This window comes from Rhodococcus sp. ZPP (genome assembly GCF_017656075.1).
GTDB lineage: Bacteria > Actinomycetota > Actinomycetes > Mycobacteriales > Mycobacteriaceae > Rhodococcus_F > Rhodococcus_F oxybenzonivorans.
In genome coordinates this window covers 129,260-147,346 of the sequence record NZ_CP058640.1, presented here as the reverse complement: position 1 = coordinate 147,346, position 18,087 = coordinate 129,260, and the positions used below count along the sequence as shown (strand labels likewise).

The following is an 18,087-nucleotide window of genomic DNA, read 5'->3' as shown; positions in this document are numbered from 1 at the left end:
GATGTTCTCTTTCTCATGATGTCCGATGGTCGCCCTAGTGAACATCGACCTTGCCGAGATGCTCGTGGCTTCACGAACATCTCGGTTGGTGCAAGGCCGCTGATTCAGCGCTTCTCCAGGAACACTCCCGCAGTCAGGGGATCTCGGATTACGAGGTTGCATGCCTTGAGGTCCTCTAGGGTCCACATCCGCTCGTCGCTGAGATGTGGTTGGGCAAGGAGAGTGCTTTCGTCACTGCGCACCGCCCGGCCTGCCTTGACGACCTCAGAAAGTTCCCAGCCGTCGAATACTTCGAAGAGATTCTGACCGTCGAAGCGCTCCGGCTCGGTGAGGAACATTCGTTCACACCATTGCGAGCACAGCGCGTGTCGGCGTCCTCCATGTTCGATGATTCGCAGGTTCTCGCCGGCAGAAGGCATGGGGGTGATGATCGGGAACTGGCATACACGGCAGAAGTAGACGTTTGCGCCCATCTGCATCAGAGTTTCGGCGGGTAGCATCCGGTTGGCCGGATCGGTAACGCCCTGCTCCTGCCAAAGGTCGTAGAGCTTGCCTACCTGGTCGTGCCAACCCGGGTAGTTATTCTCGAACCAATCCTTGTCTCGGCTGTTTGGCATTTCCATACGAATGCCGAGCAGGGGCCACAGCGCGTACGCAGCCGCAAACGTGAAGTGGTGGCTCCAGTAGGCTTCCTTCTTTGCGTCAGACAGATTCCGGGGAGACTTGAGTCCCAGCTTCTCCAGGCGCCCGAGCCAGATTCCACCCCAGTCCTCGTAGACCCAGCGATTCCACACTTGCGCCCACGGCTCGACCCGGTTTACGGCACCATATTCGAACCCGGCGCCGATCACCGGTGTCGCGAAGCGGTGTTGCAACCAGAATGCATTCTCGAGGTCGGTCTGCAGGTACTTGAAGTTCTCGGCATCGTGGGCGAGTGAGACGATTGTCTGATACCCATTCGCCATGTGCCGCATTTCGTCCGACTGGATCGACAAAAAGACCGTGGGGGTCACCTCGTCACCGTTTGCCGCGGCCCATTCGGTCATAGCCACAATAAGCGGGTTGGTAAAACATGCCTCCGCAACGAGCTGGAGGTTGAGCGAGATCCAAACAGGGTCTCCGTTCACGAAGTTCTCGCCGAAGGCCTGTGCGGTGGGGGGATACAACGGGTTGATGTAGCGCTGACGGCGCATATCGGTGAAACCGGCCGGGTCGTTGTACTGGGAGGCGAAGTACTTGGATAGCGACTGCACCTGGGTCGTGTGGCGAACTTCGTCCTCGACCTGATTCAGATAGCCGTTACGAAGTTCCGGCGATCGCGTAGTGTCGTACAAGGCTGCAGAACCGCACATCGCGGTGTACTCGCCGAGTTCCAAGGCGCCCGACAGCAGTTTCATCATCTCGCCCCATCGGGGCTCCACCCGTCGGCCCGCTTCCAACCGTGAGAGTGCGTCCTGCAACGAGCCGTACTGACGCTGATCCTTCTCAGCTTCCATCCGGGCGTAGTCTCGAACGATCAGCTTGAACTGTTCCTGCGCATTGGGATCGTATGTGTACTTCGTGGGATACTTGCCACGGAGTGTGTCGGAGTCCCAACCCAGATCCATCAGCCACTTGTGCACATCCTGGCCGTCGAGCTTGAGATCTCCATTAGTGGCAGTTGTCCTAGGCAGCATGGTCGTCATGGGCCCTCTCCTCATATTTCTTCGATGTCGTTAGAGCGTTACGGTGCTGGAAGCGCGCACTGGACGATGGGTCCTTCACGGAACGAGGACTTCGCATACCGTAGAGTCTTGCGGCCTGTGATCACAGTCTCGTCCGCCCAGAACGGAAGGGTCAAGTATTCCGCGGACAGTCCATCCAGTTGGAACAGGAAACCCGTCCAGTTGGACAGGTAGCGCCCCCTCCGCGCGGCCCACAACAAACCCATCCCACCGGACGAAGAATTTGAGCCTGAATCGGCTGAACCCGGGTCAGTATTGAGACGATCGCGTGAATCGTCCAGAGTGTGATGCACACCGTTTTTCTTGGAGGGTCAACCCTTTGCCGAATGTCTATCCAGCCGGGGTGCGGGAGAAGGCCGTGGGTCCGGTCCTCGAGGAACCGTGACGAGTACGCCTCGGAGACCGGGGCCGATCCGTACGATTGCCGAGCGGATGTCACTGAAGACGGAAACGGTGCGGGTGTGGGTCCATAAGGCCGATGCGGCGGGTGGCGGCATGCCCAGGTACGTCGGCATCCGAGGCCGAAGCCGAACTGCGGGCACTGCGGCCGAAGAACACCGAGCTCGAGAAGATCATCGAAATATTGGAAGCTCCAACGTCTTTCTTCGAGCGGGAGTGCGACCCGCCATGCAAGATGATCTGCCGAGTCATCGCCGAACACCGCGATCGGTTCGGGGTCGTACCGATCTGACGAGTGCTCACCATGCACGGATGCACGATCGCAGCGAGGACCTTACTACGCCTGGCTGAGCCGGCCGTTGTCGAGGCGTGCGTTGTGGGACGTCACCATTACCGCCGTGCTGGCCTCGTACTACGTGGCACGATCGTTAGTGGGAGGTGTCGACGTCCAAGGAGACCGCCTTCGTGCAGCGAGGGGTGAACCAGGCCTGCATCTTGCGGGCGATGCAAGGGTGTTGCGCCCGGGTTCCGGTAGAGGCTCTCGACGACCCGCTCGGTCGTTCCGGCGGGGTTTGTGTGAATGGTAGTAGGACTGTTCGGATTCGACAGGTGGGATCATCCCGATCTCGCCATGCATCCTCCGGTGGTTGAACCAGTCGATGTACTCGACGACCGCGATCTCGAGGTCGCCGATCGACCGCCACGGGCCCTTGTTGCGGACCAGTTCGACCTTGAACAGTGAGTTGAACGCCTCGGCGGGAGCATTATCGTTTCTCCACAGCTGCCGATCGAGGCTACCGCGCCGGCGTCGGCGAGGTGCTGGGTGTAGCGAACAGCTCGATATTGGGCGGCTTCAACCGGTCGATGCAACACCTGGCTGTTGCAGTGAGCGCAGCTGTTCGGCGAAGACCTCGGCCGCGGTTCGCCAGTCGTGGAGCTTGCGGGGCCCGTTGTTGATCGCCAGGGCGACGACTTCAAGGTCCCGGCGGACCACCTGGACACATCGGTGCCCTTCGGGAAGTACTGGCGCAACAGGCCGTTCGTGTTCACGTTCGTCGGTCGTTGCCAGGGCGACTGCGGGTCGGCGAAGAACACTCTCGTGCCGGTATCGAGTGCGAACTGGGCATGACCGGAGAGTTCCTTCCCCCGGTCCCAGGTGAGAGGGTCTTGTTGAGCTGTTCGGGGAGGGTGTTCATCAATGTCGTCAGTGCGGCGTTCATCGCGGCGGCGCCGTAGCCGCCGAAGGGAGGACCGTTCTTCACGGCGGCTTCTCGCCCCAGCCCTCCAGCCGAGGCAGGCGCACGGAGGATCGTGGATCGGCTGCTGCGCTCGACGAGCGTGCCAATTGCGCACCGGCCGGTCCCGATGATTCCCTTCCTGCGGGCGAGTCGCCGCCGACCGACACCGGCGACACCCGAGTTTGCGGCGTCGCTGAAACGGGAGAACCCGGCCCGCACCGCCGCTCAGGTGGGCCGGACCTTGCGGGCCTCGGCGGGCTGGGCGCCGTCGGAATCAACTCTGCTGCAACATTTCCGATCCGCCGGCCCGGTAGCGGCGGATCCAGCGGCCGGAGGGTGTCCCGCCGACTACCGTACCCGCTCCTCGGATTGATCAGTCCTGATGGGATCGTTGTCGCACCCAGGCCCTTCGGGTTTGGCGGGTGAACTGAGTGGTGAGGGGTTCGTATTCCTGACCGATCAGCTGCTCCGCCGTGGTGTACACAAAAATGTTGCAGCACTGGAGAAAGACGTTCGCAAATAGATCAAGACTTGGAACGACGACCCGAATCCGTTCGTCTGACACATGACCGCCGAGGAGATCCTCGATTCCCTCGCCAATATATCTCACGAATTTCCGACGCGTGACACTAGTGGCTTGTTGTTGAAGTATCTTGACGGTTTGCCTTGGTAAGGACTTGGTCGGCAGTCTTGGTCCAGACGAACGGTGCGCAGCGGGTGTTCCATCCGTTGATGAAGGCGCGGATCTTGGTGGTCAGATCCTTGACGGAACCGAAGGTTCCGCGGTGGATGGCCTGACGCTCGATGATCCCGAACCACACCTCCACCAAGTTCATCCACGATGCCGAGGTGGGCGTGAAATGCACATGGATACGCGGATGTTCGGCCAGCCACGCCCGGACTTCGGCCTTCTTGTGAGTGGCGTAGTTGTCCATCACCAGATGCAGCTCCCGGTCCGGGTAGGCGCGGGCGAGGTGTTTGAGGAAGACGAGGAACTCCTGATGACGATGCCTCGGTTTGCACAGTCCGGTGACCTTCCCGGTAGCGATGTCCAGGGCTGCGAACAGGGTCGAGGTCCCGTGTCGGACATAGTCGTGGGTGCGTTTCTCGACCGAACCGATCCGCATCGGCAGCATCGGTGCCGTCCGGTCCAGGGCCTGGATCTGCGACTTCTCGTCCACGCACAGCACGATCGCGTTGTCGGGCGGATTCAAGTACAGCCCGACGATGTCGGTGACCTTGGCGACCAGTTCCGGATCGGTAGAGAACTTGAACGTCTCACTGCGCCAGGGCTTGACACCGTACTCGCGCCATGCCGCCGCGACCGTGGTGTTACTGATCTTCAATCGGTCGGCGAGCAACCGGCTGCTCCAGTGCGTCACCCCGAGATTCTTCGGCGGCGGAGCCAACGTCGCGGTCACAATCGCGGCGTGGTCAACCTTCCGAGGCCGCCCCGACCGCAACTCGTCCTCGAGCCCCGCGGTCCCGAACTGCTCATAACGCGAACGCCACAGGATCACCGTCGGCCGAGACACCCCGACCGTCCGCGCGATCTGCGCATTCGACTCCCCGTCTGCCGCCAACACCATCATCCGCGCCCGCTGCGCCAAATCTGCACGCACCGACTTCGACCGCGCCAACGCGGTCAGCACATCCCGATCTCCGTCACGCAACACCAAAGGAGCAGCTCGCATGCCTCATTGTCTCAAACAAAGACCGTCAAATCACTTACCCCACGCCGCACTAGTGTGTCGGTCCGGGAATCTTCGCCATATATTTGGTGAGGGAGTCGAGGATCTCCTCCGCGGTCTTGCGCCTTGACGAAGGGTTTGGGGTCTTGGTTCCAGTTGTCGATCCAAGTCCGGACGTCGTTTTCCAGTGCGACAACGCTTTTGTGAACGCTGCGGCGGATCATCTGGTCGGTGAGAAACCCGAACCATCGTTCCACCTGGTTGATCCAGGACGATCCGGTCGGGGTGAAATGCAGGTGGAATCGAGGGTGACGCTGCAGCCAGGCGCGGATGGCGGGGGTCTTGTGGGTGGCGAGGTTGTCGCAGACCAGATGGACGTCGAGGTCAGCGGGGACGGCCTAGTCGATGGCGATCAAGAACTTCTTGAACTCCACCGCTCGGTGCCGCCGGTGGATCTCCGAGATCACCGTGCCATCGGCGATGTTGAAGGCTGCAAACAGGCTGGTGATGCCGTGCCTGGTGTAGTCGTGACTGCGCCGTTCGGGCATGCCGGGCATCATCGGCAGCACCGGCTGGGATCGATCGAGCGCCTGCATGCCGGATTTTTCGTCCACACACATCACCACGGCCTTCTCCGGCGGATTATGGTACAGACCAACAACATCAACGACCTTGTCCACGAACTGCGGATCGCTGGACAACTTGAACCCGTCCACGAGATGCGGCTTCAGGTCGAACTTGCCCCAGATCCGGCCGATCGTGGTGCGCGACAGGCCGCTGCGTTTCGCCATCGAGGTTCGCGACCAGTGCGTCGCGTTCGGCGGTGTCTGTTCCAGCGTTGCGATCACCACGTCCTCGACCTGGTCAAGAAGGATCGACGGCGGCCGGCCGGGGCGGGGCTCGTCGACCAGGCCTTCGAGTCGGTCGGCGACGAACCGGCGCCGCCACCGCGCCACGGTGCTCTGCGTGATCCGCAGATCCTCGGCGACCTGCTTGTTCGACGCGCCCGCCGCGCACCCGAGCACGATCTTCGACCGCAGTGCCAACGCCTGCGAGGTCTTCGCTCGTCGCGCCCAGCGCGTCAACTGCTCCCGCTCACCCTCGGTCAGCACCAGATCGGACTTCGGTCGACCCGGACGCTGCTCATCGCGCAACCCGTCGACTCGAGATTGCGCAAACCGCCTGCGCCACTTGGTGACCGTCATCGTCGTCACACCCAGATCAGCGGCCAGCCGCTCGTACACCACCCCCGGCTCGGCGCACGCCAGCACGATCCGCGCCCGCATCGCCGACCTCGACGGTCCCTGGGACCAGGCCAGAAGCTGATCACGCTCGTCACCGGTCAACACAAACTCGACATCACGCCCGAAATCCGCCACTACAACACCATAGGTAATTACAGTGATAATTTCCGGACCGACACACTAGATGAGTTGATCGTGGAGTCGAGAAAAACGTTGCATTCCGTTCCATTTGGACTACAGAGGGTCGCCGCTACGCGACAGTCCGAACGCGGTCACTTGGTTGTCTCGGAGGTCCCAGTAGCGCCCCAATGGAGAGGGGGCGGCGCTGATCTGGCCTGACGATCATCCCGCGATCGCCGACAAGATCCGGTCCACGACTTCCGTTCGGCAAATTAGCAGGTCGGGGAGATAGGGATCTGATTCGTTATAACGCAGCGCACTTCCGTCCAAACGTGAGCAATGCAACCCAGCCGCCTGCGCAACTCCAACCGGCGCTGCGTAATCCCATTCCCATAGACCACCGGCATGCGCGTACGCATCCGCCTCGCCACGGAGTACCGCCATCGCCTTAGCCCCAGCGGACCCCATTTGGATGATTTGCGCGCCGAGCACCTTCTCGATTGTGTCGACGAACGCGGGTATTCTGCTGTCGCTAACCATAATTCGAAGCGGATCCGAGGTCACCATCTGGGAGTATTTGGCGGTGTCATCACTGGCATACACCGCACCGAGAGCAGGCTGCGCGACAGCAGCGGCGATGATACCGCGGCGCGCATCCCACAGTGCGACATGCACTGCCCAATCCTCGCGCCCGAGCATTCCATATTGACGTGTGCCGTCGAGTGGATCAATAATCCACACCCGGTCGGAGTTCAACCGGGACTTGTCGTCGATCGATTCTTCGGACAGCACCGCATCGTCGGGGCGGGCGACAGCGAGCCTGTCGAGTAATAGCACGTTTGACAACTCGTCCCCCATCCGCCCGAGCGCTCGACTGCTGATCGCACCGGCTCGCTCCTGGCGCAGTCTCAACAGCAGGTTCCCCGCCTCCACAGCGATACTGGAGGCCAATCTTGCGTCCGTCACATTCCCTGTCGTTTCGCTCGTCCAACTCGTCATCGTTCGATGCTCCTGCCATGTGTGTTCACTGGACAGTATCGTCCCGCCTAAATGGCACATCACCATCCTTTCTCTCTGTGTTCGTAGGCAACGACGGCGATCGAGTCCCGTGATGTTCGCTCTTTCGTCGGTGAATTTATCTGTCGAATCGGATCTCCTCGTAATCAGGATCATGGCTACCGGATGGTGCGACGCAAAGGAGCGTTTTGCGACCAAGGAATCTGTCTGCAGGCATACACCAACACCAATCGCTATATGAGGAGCCCACCCGCGGGGTGAAAGGGCGTCAGGTGGACACGCTTGGCGGGCCAGCCCGCCGTCGGCCGACTTCCGGAATGAGTGTGATTGATCTCAAGGGCGGGGAGCGTCGTCGCGGGAGCGAACATGCGCATCGATGCCGGCGCCTGGAAAACGAAGCCCCTGCGATAAGGACTCCCTGCCTACACGGCCGTCGGGCGAGGTCGTGCTGCTGGCCTGAGGTGCGTGCAACTTCCACGTGCGAGACATCGACGCGAGGGGCCACCATCTATACTGAAGAAGTAGAGAGAGCCTCGACCCGATTCGCTGGGGATTTGCTCAGCGGAGTGCGAGGTGGTGAACACGATGACAGAGTGTCGACCCGTGCTGGCGCTCAAGGATACGCAGAGTGCGCGCGAACATTTCCTGTGCGCTGATCAGCAGGACGAAAGTTCGGTGCGAGAGGGCATTCTCACGTCTTGGCGTCGATCGCAGGCGCTGAGTGTACAAGCCGATCACCTCGACCCACCTTTCATACGTAGACCGAATCTGGACGACCCGCTGGGGCTGGCCGCGGCGCCGGTCCTGCGGCATCTAGCAGACGGATTAGCGGACGAACCAGTCAGCGTGATCTTGACCTCTGCTGACGGAGTGGTGCTCAGTAGAACCGTCCTCAGCCGGTTCCTGTACAAGACCCTCGATGGCGTTCTACTCGTCCCCGGATACAGTTACTCCGAACAGTTTGCCGGGACCAATGGGATCGGTACGGCGCTCGCAACCCGCCAACCTGCACTAGTGAGGGGTGCGGAACACTACTCCGAGCGTCTCGACCGGTTGACGTGCGCCGGCTCCCCGATCATCCACCCAATCTCCGGCGCCCTTCTCGGTGCGCTGGACCTGACTGGCTTACTTGACAACGGTGGGGAACCGCTTCTCACCATGTTGGCCCGATCCGCGGCATATGAGATCGAGCAGCGGTTACTCGCCGTTCAATCGTGGGGAGAGGTCGAGATCCCACGTGTCTTCACACAACGTTTGCAGGACCACAGCATGGTCGCCGGTGCCCTCTCGACACCATTTGCTGTCGAGAGCCCCGCTGAGGGTGGAGTATTGCTTCCGCCGGAAAAATCCCCATCGACACAAGATCGCAGGCTCCTGCGGTATGGCGCGCCCCCAGTGCATGTCAACTCCCCCGTGCGCTGGCGCTGCTCGGCAGGACCGCCTCCCATCGAGCCTCCGGCAGAGTCCCGTTCTTTCCAGGGGGCTGCTACGCCGATCTCCTCGATGGACTGACTGCGGTCGCCCGCGACGCCTGCCATCGTTTCACCTCTCGGGTTCGACATTGCCGTTGGCGACACGGACTACGGTCGACATCTGACCCGGACCCGAAAATGGGATGGTGAGTTGGGCAGGCCGAAGGCGCCCGCGCAAGCCAGGTTGTGTTGTTCTTCCGCGTGGAGTTTGGGATCAGGCGGCAGTGTCGGTGATGACAGCTTTGCCGGGCGTGGACAGCGATGTGCTGGCGGTGCGTGCCTGAGCTGGGTGGCGAGGTCGCAGGAGCGGCGGTGTTTGTTGATCCTGGATTTGTAGTATCCGGGCCCGAGGTCAGAGAGTTCGGCGTCTGGGTCCGGAGCACGTAGTAGACGACGGTGAGTACTGAGTTGCCGGTGGCGACGATAGCCTTCTGCTTGGCGCGGCGTCGCGCGAGACGCCGATAGCGGGTGACGAGGAAGGTGTCGGCGCGGGAGTTGGCAAACGCGTTGCGGCCAAGAGTGCCCGACAAGCCAGGGGTCGCCCTTGCCGCGAGCCGTTGCTCATGGACTGGCAGCGGACTGGTGTCTGCGGGCAAAACTTCACCTAGGCGCACCAAGATGCGGGGCGGATATGAATCGAGTCATGTCGACCCCGGTCTCGGCGATCAACTCGGTGGCGGCAACGGTGTTCAGGTCGACGATGTCAGCGAGGCGTCGCTTGTGGGGAGAAGGGGCTGATCGCCTCCGCGATCAGAGTGGCCCGTAGCGGCGGACCAGCCCGAGCAGCCGTAGACCGCCCGCATCCGCGTCCAGGGCAACCGGTCATCGAGCAGCCGCCGCCGCACTGCCCTGGCGGGCCAGCAGCGTTTCGATCTTGGTGATCGTCAACGGTGGATGGTTCCCCTCGCCGGCTACCCACGCGGTGATCTGGTCCTCGAACCTCAGCAGTTGGTCCCAGGCGGACCCGTGCCCGTTCGGGCGGCCGGGCGCACCGCCTCGATCACCGCACCGATCAGCCCGTCGTCGAGCGCCTCGACCCCGTCGGTGCGCAGCAGCCTCGCGGCCTGGGCGGCATCGACATACCGCCGGGCCGTTTTGCGGTCCACCCCCGCAGTGCAGCGCGATGGCGCGCAATCCCGCGGCCGGGACCCGGGGCATACCGAAGCACTTGCTTGACTTCGTTTTCACGTTGACCTCCCAAAATCCGTTAGCGTCCGTGACCGGAAATCCCAACACGACGAGCAAACGAGCCATCGGACGGGACGGTGGTCCCATAACTGGCGATCTGAGTGGTCCCATGAGGGTGGCAAAAATCGGGTCATCCCTGAAAGGGCGGGGTTCTGTCAATTCCTGTCCGACCTGATGTTTTGCCCGTTTTCGGCCTCTATGTGAGCAACGCTGGGTGAGAGCCCCTTCGGTCAGGACGGAGCGCCCGCAGCGCAGTGAGGACGAACGGTCTTGACCGTGGCCCGGCCCGGCGCAGACTGGTCACGGCCCCGCAAACGATGATTCGGTTGTGGGAGTGAATGGTCCAATGTGATGCTGGTGGTTTGGGACAGGCTTCCCTCGGCTGTCGGTCATCTCTTCGCCCGGCGGTGCGGGCATGGAGCGGTGCGCTGGCAATACGCGGGGTCATTCAGAACGACGACCACGCCGTTGACACGGGGGCAGACCTGATTGCGGCCGCGCGCGTGTTGCGTCCGGGATGCTCACGCCGCCGCCTTGTGGTGCGCCAGCGCGCGGATCTGTCCGTCATGCAGCCCGTAGTAGACGAGGATGAGCAGTTTGCGGGCCGCGGCGACCTTGGCGATGTTGCGGCCACGGCGGGCCTCGATGCGTTTGCGGTCGACCGAGGTCTTCGTGCCGGCCGGTTGCCGCTGGATGGCCTCCACCGCCGCCCAGCGCACCAGCTTGGAGCCCTGCTTCGTGATGTGCTCCGCGAACGAGGGTATCGGACTCAAGGTGCTTGGGGTCAGACCCGCCCACGAACACAGTTGGCTGGGGCCGGCGAAGCGGTGGACGTCACCGATCTCCGCGATGAACACCGCCGCCAGGGGTGGCGCCAACGAAAACGAACAACACCAGAGGTGCTACCCGGGCAGCTGCTGAATCGCCCGATAACCGGGATGGCCCCGCAACTCGGCGGCGATCTGGTCGAGAATCGTCCCTCTGCACGTCGAGGACGTCGATCAGCTTGAGCAGCGACATCATCCGCTGCGCGTACGCGACACCGAGCGGCACCTGCTTCAGACGTCCCCGCCCTCGACGCCGAACAGGTCCGACACCGGGATCAGCACCCCGGCCTTGGCGAGCACCGAGTGCACCTGGGCCTTGAGGCCGGTGCGCAGTGCGACGAGCTTGGCCCGGTAGCGCACCAACTCCCGCAGCTCCCGTGTCGGTGGCGGGGCGATCCATGCCTCGGGCAACCGGTGCATCTGCAACAGATCCGCCAGATTCCCGGGCGTCGCGAACGTCGTTCTTCACCCGCCTGTAGCGGATCCCTTGATGCGCAAGGTGCACCGTGGCACCGGCCGCCTGCAGCGTCGGCCGCCCAGTACCAGCCATAGGTTGCCTCGAGCGCACCTCCGGATGCTCTCCGGCCTTCTCAAGCTGCAGGGCCAGTGAAGCGGGGGCGTTGACGATTCGCGCCACCGCGAGTTGCTCACCGGAATCGGTTTGCCGGAGGATCACCGAGCGTTGCCGGTGCAGATCGATCCAACGAACTGTTTTCCGTCATACTCACTCCTCCGACACGTGTGGATATGACACCCCCAGCATTCGCCGGGAACCACGAGGAGCGGGATGTGGTCCCATGTTCATGGTAGGCGAGATGCACCAGAGCGCGGCTGTAGGGTGAGGTCGCGTAGCCGGCGGACTCGGGGGGCCGCACCAGCTACGGCCGACACCTGCCACGCCACTTCCGCCAGCCAGACCGCGTGGCCCGCTCTTCTCCGAACTAATAAATGATCTTGCAATCTGAGGGTGGTCAGCGGGTTCGGCCAGTTGATGGTTCTTGTCGCACGGTGGGTTCGTGATAGTGCGGTTGGAGACGTCGGCGGAGCTGGGGATGCCAACGTGACGACGCTGTAGCAGCGGCCGGCGATCGGGTCCATCTCGGCGAGCCGGCGCGGGCGCTGACGGGGCTGACCTTCCGCCCTCGGCCTCACCGAACCCGCCGGTCGTCCGCCCTCTCGCCGGAGATCTGGAGAGAGTTTTCGGTCGCACGTTTCACCCGTCGGAGTAATGTGCTGTCCTATTCAAGTCAGCCAACACCGCGTCGATGAAGGATGTAGGCACCGTTGGCCACGGTGACCGCAACTGATGTTGCCTGTGGTCCTCGTTGAGCAAGGCGATGAGTCGGCCGATCTGCGGGTTCTCGTCGCATACGATCCGAACCAATCCGAGTTCGGCGCACATGGCCACAAGGGGAATAACCTCGTCCTTGGCCTGATCAATGCGACCTGCAGCGAACAACGCGGCGACGTGACCGAGCTGTGCCCGCAGCAGCGCTCTCGGACGATCCTGTGACATTAGATTCCGCAGTAGTGCCTCAGACCGCCTGCACGCCTCGGCGAAAGCGCCGTACGCGAGCGACAAGCGGATCGCAGAGTCCTCTTCCAGCTCAGCGGTGATGGTCGCGATTCCGTCCGCACCGGCTAGCAGCACGCCCGACGAGTCCGTGCCGGCATGAGATGGTTGAAGCTTCCTGTCTCGCACATCAGTAAGGGAAAGTCCCAACCGGATCCGCTCATTCTTGATCCGCGCCGCCAGCCGCGGGAGTCCAAGGGTGTGGGCGATTCTGGCTCCTTCGTCGAGCCGGCTGGATGCTGCTTCGCGATCGCCGCGGAGGGCCTTGATTCGAGCTCCAGTGCCATAAGTGACGAGCATGAAATCGACTAGCCCTCCCTCGGAGCCGAGTTGATGACTCTCGTCGAGCAGTCGTTCTGCCTCGTCGACATGGCCCTGCTCGTACAGCAGATCGCCGAGGACCGCGCCGGCCAGCCTTGTGGCGTACGAATGACGTCCACTCGATCGTTGTGCAAGCTCGAGGGCCTGGCGAAAGTAGGACTCGGCCGCCTCGATGTCGAGTTGCTCGTTAGCCGCAATCCCGGCGAAACAATACCCATAGGTAGGGACCAGAGGGCCGATGGTTCGCGCGTGGAGTGGCGCCGCCCAGCCCTGCCATCGGCGTGCGGCGTCGAAGTTGAAGTGATATATCGCGTCGAAGGAAGCCAGGTCGGCGGCGACAGAAAGAACAAACGGGCGTAGTGTGTCCTGCCGCACGAGGCAGTCCGAGACCCGTTGATCCACATTGTCTATTCGGTCCTCGAATCCGCCCGCGACGCCTCGGATGAGTGAGGCCTCGACCAGCATGTCTTGGACGTTGCCGTCCGTGGCGGGCAGCCTGGCGAGGGATGCATCAACGGACTCCATCGTCCTCTGTACCACCGCAGGGGTGTGGTGGAGCAAGACGTGCGCCCAGCCCTCGGCGAGTTTGAGACGCGGACGACAGTTCACCAGCTGTAACGGCACCTTGGCGATCAATCCGAGCAGTGTGGCCATCCGGGAATGCTCGATAAGCCCGGAGGCCTGCGCCTCGACCAGATCGACCGCCCGCCCCGCATCACCCGCAGCCAGCGAGTGGTCAACAGCTTCGCTCAGTTGTCCATCATCGGCGAACCAGCGCGATGCGCAACGGTGAAGTTCGGTCAGCCGCCCTGGTTGGTCACGCTCCAGCCGACGCTGCAGGAAATCGGCGAACAGATGGTGATAGCGAAACCACTTCCTGTCCTCATCCAAAGGATGTAGGAACAGATCGCGCTCCTCGATCTCGTAGAGCAGGGCCTGTCCCCGATCGACGTGGGTGAGCGCCGAGGCGAGATCACCACATATTCGCTTACTCACAGACGTAACCAGCATGAAATCGAGAATGTCCGGCTCAAGGGAATCCAGAACGTTCTCGGCAAGGTAGTCGGCGATGGCGCGATCGCGACCGGACAAGTGGCTGATGAATTCGGTTGGGTCCGCTCGATCGCGCAAGGATAGCGACGCCAATTGCAGGGCGGCGATCCACCCATCGGTGGACTCACACAAATCCGCGATGTTCTCCGGTTCGAGCACCAGACCGCAAATGTCGACCAGAAACCGTTTGGATTCGTCGGCATCAAAGCGTAAGGCGGCCGAGTCAATCTCAACCAGCTCGTCTCGCACGCGCATCCGGCCGAGCGGAAGACCCGACTGGGTCCTGCTGGTCACGACAAATTGAAGGTGATGGCAGCCGTTGTCGAGCAGAAATCCCATTGCGCCAATCGTCGCGGGGTCAGTTACTCGGGACCAGTCGTCGATGACGACGACCAGTCGCGTCCCGCGGTCATGAATCTCGTTGAGCAAAGAAGTGAGTACGTAGCGTTCGGCCTCGTCGCCCTGTTCCTCGAGTGCCTCGCCCAACGCGCCTGCCAGGTCTGAACGCACGCGACGGATTGACTCGACCAGGTGCGCCAGGAACCAGACCACATTGTTGTCGTCAGAATCAATGCTCAGCCAGGCTACATGTACCCCCTCGTCGACGAGGGCGTCACGCCACTGGGTGGCCAGTGCGCTCTTTCCAAAGCCTGCGGGGCCGTGAATCAAGATCAACCGACGCCGGTGTGCGCCGTGTAGCCGCTCTATGAGCCTGTCGCGCTCGACAAGAGTGCGGACCAGGGTGGGTGGCCGGTACTTCGCCGAGGCGCTCGGTGGCGTTCTCCTTTGATACCGGTGCGAGCGTGTCGGAGATCGTCGTGATCCCACATCAAGCTGGGTGGCCTTGTCGCCGGATTCTTTTGACGGGCTCGCGGTCGATTTTGGGGACGGCGGTTCTTCGAGCCTCAGTGCGGCCGGGAGCGGAATATGGTCGACGTCGAGGCCATGGCGGCGTTGCAGCTCGCGCAGTTGCTCCCCGAATTCGGCTGCTGACGTGGGGCGGTCGGACGGATCACGTGCCATCGCTCGCTCAACAGTGGCGCACACATCATCGGGGATTCCTTCGCGCGGTATCTCCGGAACATGCTTAGTCGAGATCCGCAGAAATTGGGAGACGAGGCGCTCACCCGCTCGTCGCTCGAAGGCAACGTGCCCGGTGATCAGGCAAAACAGTGTGGCACCGAGACCGTATATCTCGGAGGCGATGGTCGAGGATTCACCAGCAAGCACTTCTGGTGCGGTGAAGGCGGGAGACCCTGTCACCACACCGGTGCCCGTCTCGAAGCTGGAAGGTACGCGGGCGATGCCAAAATCACTAAGCTGAGGTTCTCCGTACTCTGTGAGTAGGATATTTGCGGGCTTGATATCGCGGTGCAGTATCCCCACCCGGTGCGCGGTCTCGAGGGCACCGACCAGCTTGACCCCAACCCGAAGCGCCTCATGCCATCCCAGGGGACCGTATCGACGAATCGACGCATCCAGCGAATCCCGCCGGTGATACGGCATGACAATATATGGGTACCCAGTCGAGGTCACCCCGGTGTGAAGGACATCGACGATATTGGGATGGCCGGAAAGGCGGCCCATTGCTCGCTGCTCACGGAGAAACCGAGCACGGCTGTCGCTGTCGAAGTTTGCCGACAGGACCTTGACCGCGACGACGCGGTCAAGGGCACGCTCAAGACACCTATACACGACGCCGAACCCCCCTTGCCCAATCTTTCGGGCGTCTTCGAAGCCCTCCGATTCAAGGTCGGCCACAGTAAGAGCGTTCTTTTGGCGCGCATCCACACCCGGTTCAGAGTCGGTCACAAGCGACTCACCTCTGCGCTTTGCGATACAGCTAACATCGTCCTACCACTCATTATGCCGAACGTTGAGATTACCCCCACGGCCGATCACTGTTCAGTGCCTGGGAGTTAGGCATTACCAGCGGTCGGCAACCTCGCGTCTAATCAGAGGCGGCCGATTGCTCGAAATGGACCCTCCGGCGGCTTGCACCCGACCTCGGCCGCGGGCAAGCCCGCACCCGACCTCGGCCGCGGGCAAGCCCGCCCGCTGTTGTGATTGGGTACGCGTCGGAGCGCCCTACTTGCCGCGGATGGCGTCGAAGACTTTGGGGTCGACGAGGGTGGAGGTGTCGCCGAGGTCGCGGCCTTCGGCGATGTCCTTGAGTAGTCGACGCATGATTTTGCCGGAGCGGGTCTTGGGTAGTTCCGGGACGACGGTGATCTGCCGCGGCTTCGCGATGGGGCTGATTTCCCGCGCGACCTCGGCTTTGAGTTCGGCGATCAGGTCGTCGCCGGTGTTCTCGACGCCTTCGCGGAGGATGACGAACGCGACGATGCCCTGGCCGGTGGTCTCGTCGGCGGCTCCGACGACGGCGGCTTCGGCGACTCCGTGGTGTCCGACGAGGGCGGATTCGACCTCGGAGGTGGAGATGCGGTGGCCGGAAACGTTCATGACGTCGTCGACGCGGCCGAGGACCCACAGGGCGCCGTCTTCGTCGTACTTGGCGCCGTCACCGGCGAAGTACCAGCCCTGCTCGGGGTAGCGGGACCAGTAGGTGTCGCGGTAGCGGTCCATGTCGCCCCAGATACCGCGCAGCATCGCCGGCCACGGCTTGTCGAGCACCAGGTAGCCGGATTCGCCGTTGCCGAGTTCCTTGGCGTCGTCGTCGACGATCTTGGCGGAGATGCCGGGCAGCGGTGCCATGGCGGATCCGGGTTTGGTGGCGGTGATGCCGGGGAGCGGGGAGATCATGATCGCCCCGGTCTCGGTCTGCCACCAGGTGTCGACGATCGGTGCCGTGTTTCCGCCGATCACCTCACGGAACCACTTCCACGCCTCGGGGTTGATGGGTTCGCCGACGCTGCCGAGGAGCCGGATCGAGGACAGGTCGTGGGCGTCGGGGATCTCCCGGCCCCACTTCATGAAGGTACGCACCAGGGTGGGAGCGGTGTAGTAGATGCTGACACCGTACTTTTCGATGATCTGGAAGTGGCGGTGCTCGTCGGGAAAGTTGGGGGTGCCTTCGTAGACCACCTGGGTGACGCCGTTGGACAGCGGTCCGTAGACGATGTAGGTGTGCCCGGTGACCCAGCCGATGTCGGCGGTGCACCAGTACACGTCCTGTCCGACTTTGTGGTCGAAGACGTTGTGGTGGGTGTAGGAGGCCTGGGTGAGGTAGCCGCCGGAGGTGTGGATGATGCCCTTGGGCTTTCCGGTGGTGCCGGAGGTGTAAAGGATGAACAGGGGATGTTCGGAGTCGAACGGCTTCGGCTCGTGGGTGTCGGAGGCTTTTTCGACAGTGTCGTGCCACCACAGGTCCCGGCCCTCGGCCATGTCGACGTCGATGCCGGTGCGTTTGACGACGAGCACGTTCCTGACGGATTCGGCGCCAGCATCCGTCGGATCATCGGCTGCGCCGGCCAGAGCGTCGTCGACCGAGGGTTTGAGGGGGGCGGCCTGGCCTCGGCGCCATTGGCCGTCGACGGTGACGACGAGTTTGGCTTCGGCGTCGTCGATGCGGGAGCGCAGGGCGCTGGCGGAGAAACCGGCGAAGACGACGGAATGGGTCAGGCCCAGGCGTGCACAGGCGAGCATGGTGACGATGGCCTCGGGGATCATCGGCATGTAGATGGCGACGCGGTCGCCGGGGACCAGTCCGAGGTCGCTGAAGGTGTTGGCCGCCTTGCTCACTTCGGTGAGGAGGTCGTGGTAGGTGAGGTCGCGGGTATCGCCGGGTTCGCCCTCGAAGTGGATGGCGACGCGGTCGCCGTTGCCTTCGAGGACGTGGCGGTCGACGCAGTTGAATGCGACGTTGAGCCGGCCGCCGACGAACCACTTCGCCACGGGGGCATCGGACCAGTCGAGGACCTCGGTGAATGGTGCGTGCCAGTGCAGTCGCTGCGCCTGTTTCGCCCAGAATGCGAGGCGATCGGCATCTGCCTCGGCCTGGAGTTCGGGTCCGGCGTTCGCGGTCGCGGTGAACTCGGGGCTCGGCGGGTACACCTGCGGGACGGCATCCGGCTGTGCGGATTTCTCCGTCGACCCGTTCGCCTGTGCTGCACTGGTCATTGTGGCCCGGCCTTCTTTCCAGTCTCGAAAACGGCACATCTAGCACGTGAGCGTAGTCACGGACACCGTTGCAACACGGTTGCAAGCCCCTTTGCTACTCGAGTCAACGGCAACGTAAAGCGTCCGTCCGCCACTGTGGT

The 18,087-nt window shown here is 62.6% G+C and carries 9 protein-coding genes and 3 pseudogenes; 2 read left to right on the top strand and 10 right to left on the bottom strand.

Annotated elements, in window-relative coordinates; all coding sequences use genetic code 11:
• Nucleotides 1–104 precede the first annotated feature (104 nt).
• Together HYG77_RS36225 and HYG77_RS36215 are read right to left on the bottom strand one after the other, a co-directional pair.
• Entirely contained in the window at nucleotides 105–1,685 is a 1,581-nt protein-coding gene (locus HYG77_RS36225) for a methane monooxygenase (RefSeq protein ID WP_244461560.1), read from the bottom strand.
• A gap of 1,291 nt (nucleotides 1,686–2,976) precedes the next feature.
• A pseudogene (locus tag HYG77_RS36215) lies at nucleotides 2,977–3,493 on the bottom strand (IS30 family transposase); the annotation flags it as partial.
• A 310-nt stretch (nucleotides 3,494–3,803) separates the two neighbouring features.
• Between HYG77_RS36215 and HYG77_RS40300 the strand changes: the two are divergent.
• Nucleotides 3,804–3,988: pseudogene (locus tag HYG77_RS40300) on the top strand (IS630 family transposase); the annotation flags it as partial.
• 2 nt (nucleotides 3,989–3,990) lie between these two features.
• Here HYG77_RS40300 and HYG77_RS36210 read toward each other — a convergent pair.
• The 3 genes and pseudogenes from HYG77_RS36210 to HYG77_RS36200 form a co-directional block, all read right to left on the bottom strand.
• Nucleotides 3,991–5,055 (bottom strand): IS630 family transposase, encoded by a 1,065-nt coding sequence (locus tag HYG77_RS36210; RefSeq protein WP_208964385.1) that lies wholly within the window; start codon nucleotides 5,053–5,055, stop codon nucleotides 3,991–3,993.
• A 49-nt stretch (nucleotides 5,056–5,104) separates the two neighbouring features.
• Nucleotides 5,105–6,296: pseudogene (locus HYG77_RS36205) on the bottom strand (IS630 family transposase).
• A 342-nt stretch (nucleotides 6,297–6,638) separates the two neighbouring features.
• Nucleotides 6,639–7,415 (bottom strand): 3'(2'),5'-bisphosphate nucleotidase CysQ, encoded by a 777-nt coding sequence (locus HYG77_RS36200; protein WP_208964384.1) that lies wholly within the window; start codon nucleotides 7,413–7,415, stop codon nucleotides 6,639–6,641.
• Nucleotides 7,416–8,018: 603 nt separating this feature from the next.
• Between HYG77_RS36200 and HYG77_RS36195 the strand changes: the two genes are divergently transcribed.
• The gene (locus HYG77_RS36195; protein ID WP_244461559.1) at nucleotides 8,019–8,945 is read left to right on the top strand and encodes a GAF domain-containing protein; all 927 of its coding nucleotides are present in this window, start codon (nucleotides 8,019–8,021) and stop codon (nucleotides 8,943–8,945) included.
• Nucleotides 8,946–9,846: 901 nt separating this feature from the next.
• Here HYG77_RS36195 and HYG77_RS41085 read toward each other — a convergent pair.
• From HYG77_RS41085 to acs, 5 genes are all read right to left on the bottom strand, one after another.
• A complete protein-coding gene (locus tag HYG77_RS41085) occupies nucleotides 9,847–10,011 on the bottom strand; it encodes a hypothetical protein (protein WP_348273609.1) in 165 nt (54 codons plus the stop codon).
• A gap of 603 nt (nucleotides 10,012–10,614) precedes the next feature.
• Nucleotides 10,615–10,971: a transposase gene (locus tag HYG77_RS40295; protein WP_244461558.1), complete on the bottom strand. Its 357-nt coding sequence runs from the start codon at nucleotides 10,969–10,971 to the stop codon at nucleotides 10,615–10,617.
• A gap of 180 nt (nucleotides 10,972–11,151) precedes the next feature.
• Nucleotides 11,152–11,340: an IS110 family transposase gene (locus HYG77_RS40290; RefSeq protein WP_244461557.1), complete on the bottom strand. Its 189-nt coding sequence runs from the start codon at nucleotides 11,338–11,340 to the stop codon at nucleotides 11,152–11,154.
• Nucleotides 11,341–12,133: 793 nt separating this feature from the next.
• Nucleotides 12,134–15,679, bottom strand: coding sequence for a serine/threonine-protein kinase (locus HYG77_RS36180; RefSeq protein WP_208964383.1), 3,546 nt, complete (start codon nucleotides 15,677–15,679; stop codon nucleotides 12,134–12,136).
• A gap of 276 nt (nucleotides 15,680–15,955) precedes the next feature.
• Nucleotides 15,956–17,947: an acetate--CoA ligase gene (acs, locus tag HYG77_RS36175; RefSeq protein WP_208964382.1), complete on the bottom strand. Its 1,992-nt coding sequence runs from the start codon at nucleotides 17,945–17,947 to the stop codon at nucleotides 15,956–15,958.
• Nucleotides 17,948–18,087 lie beyond the last annotated feature (140 nt).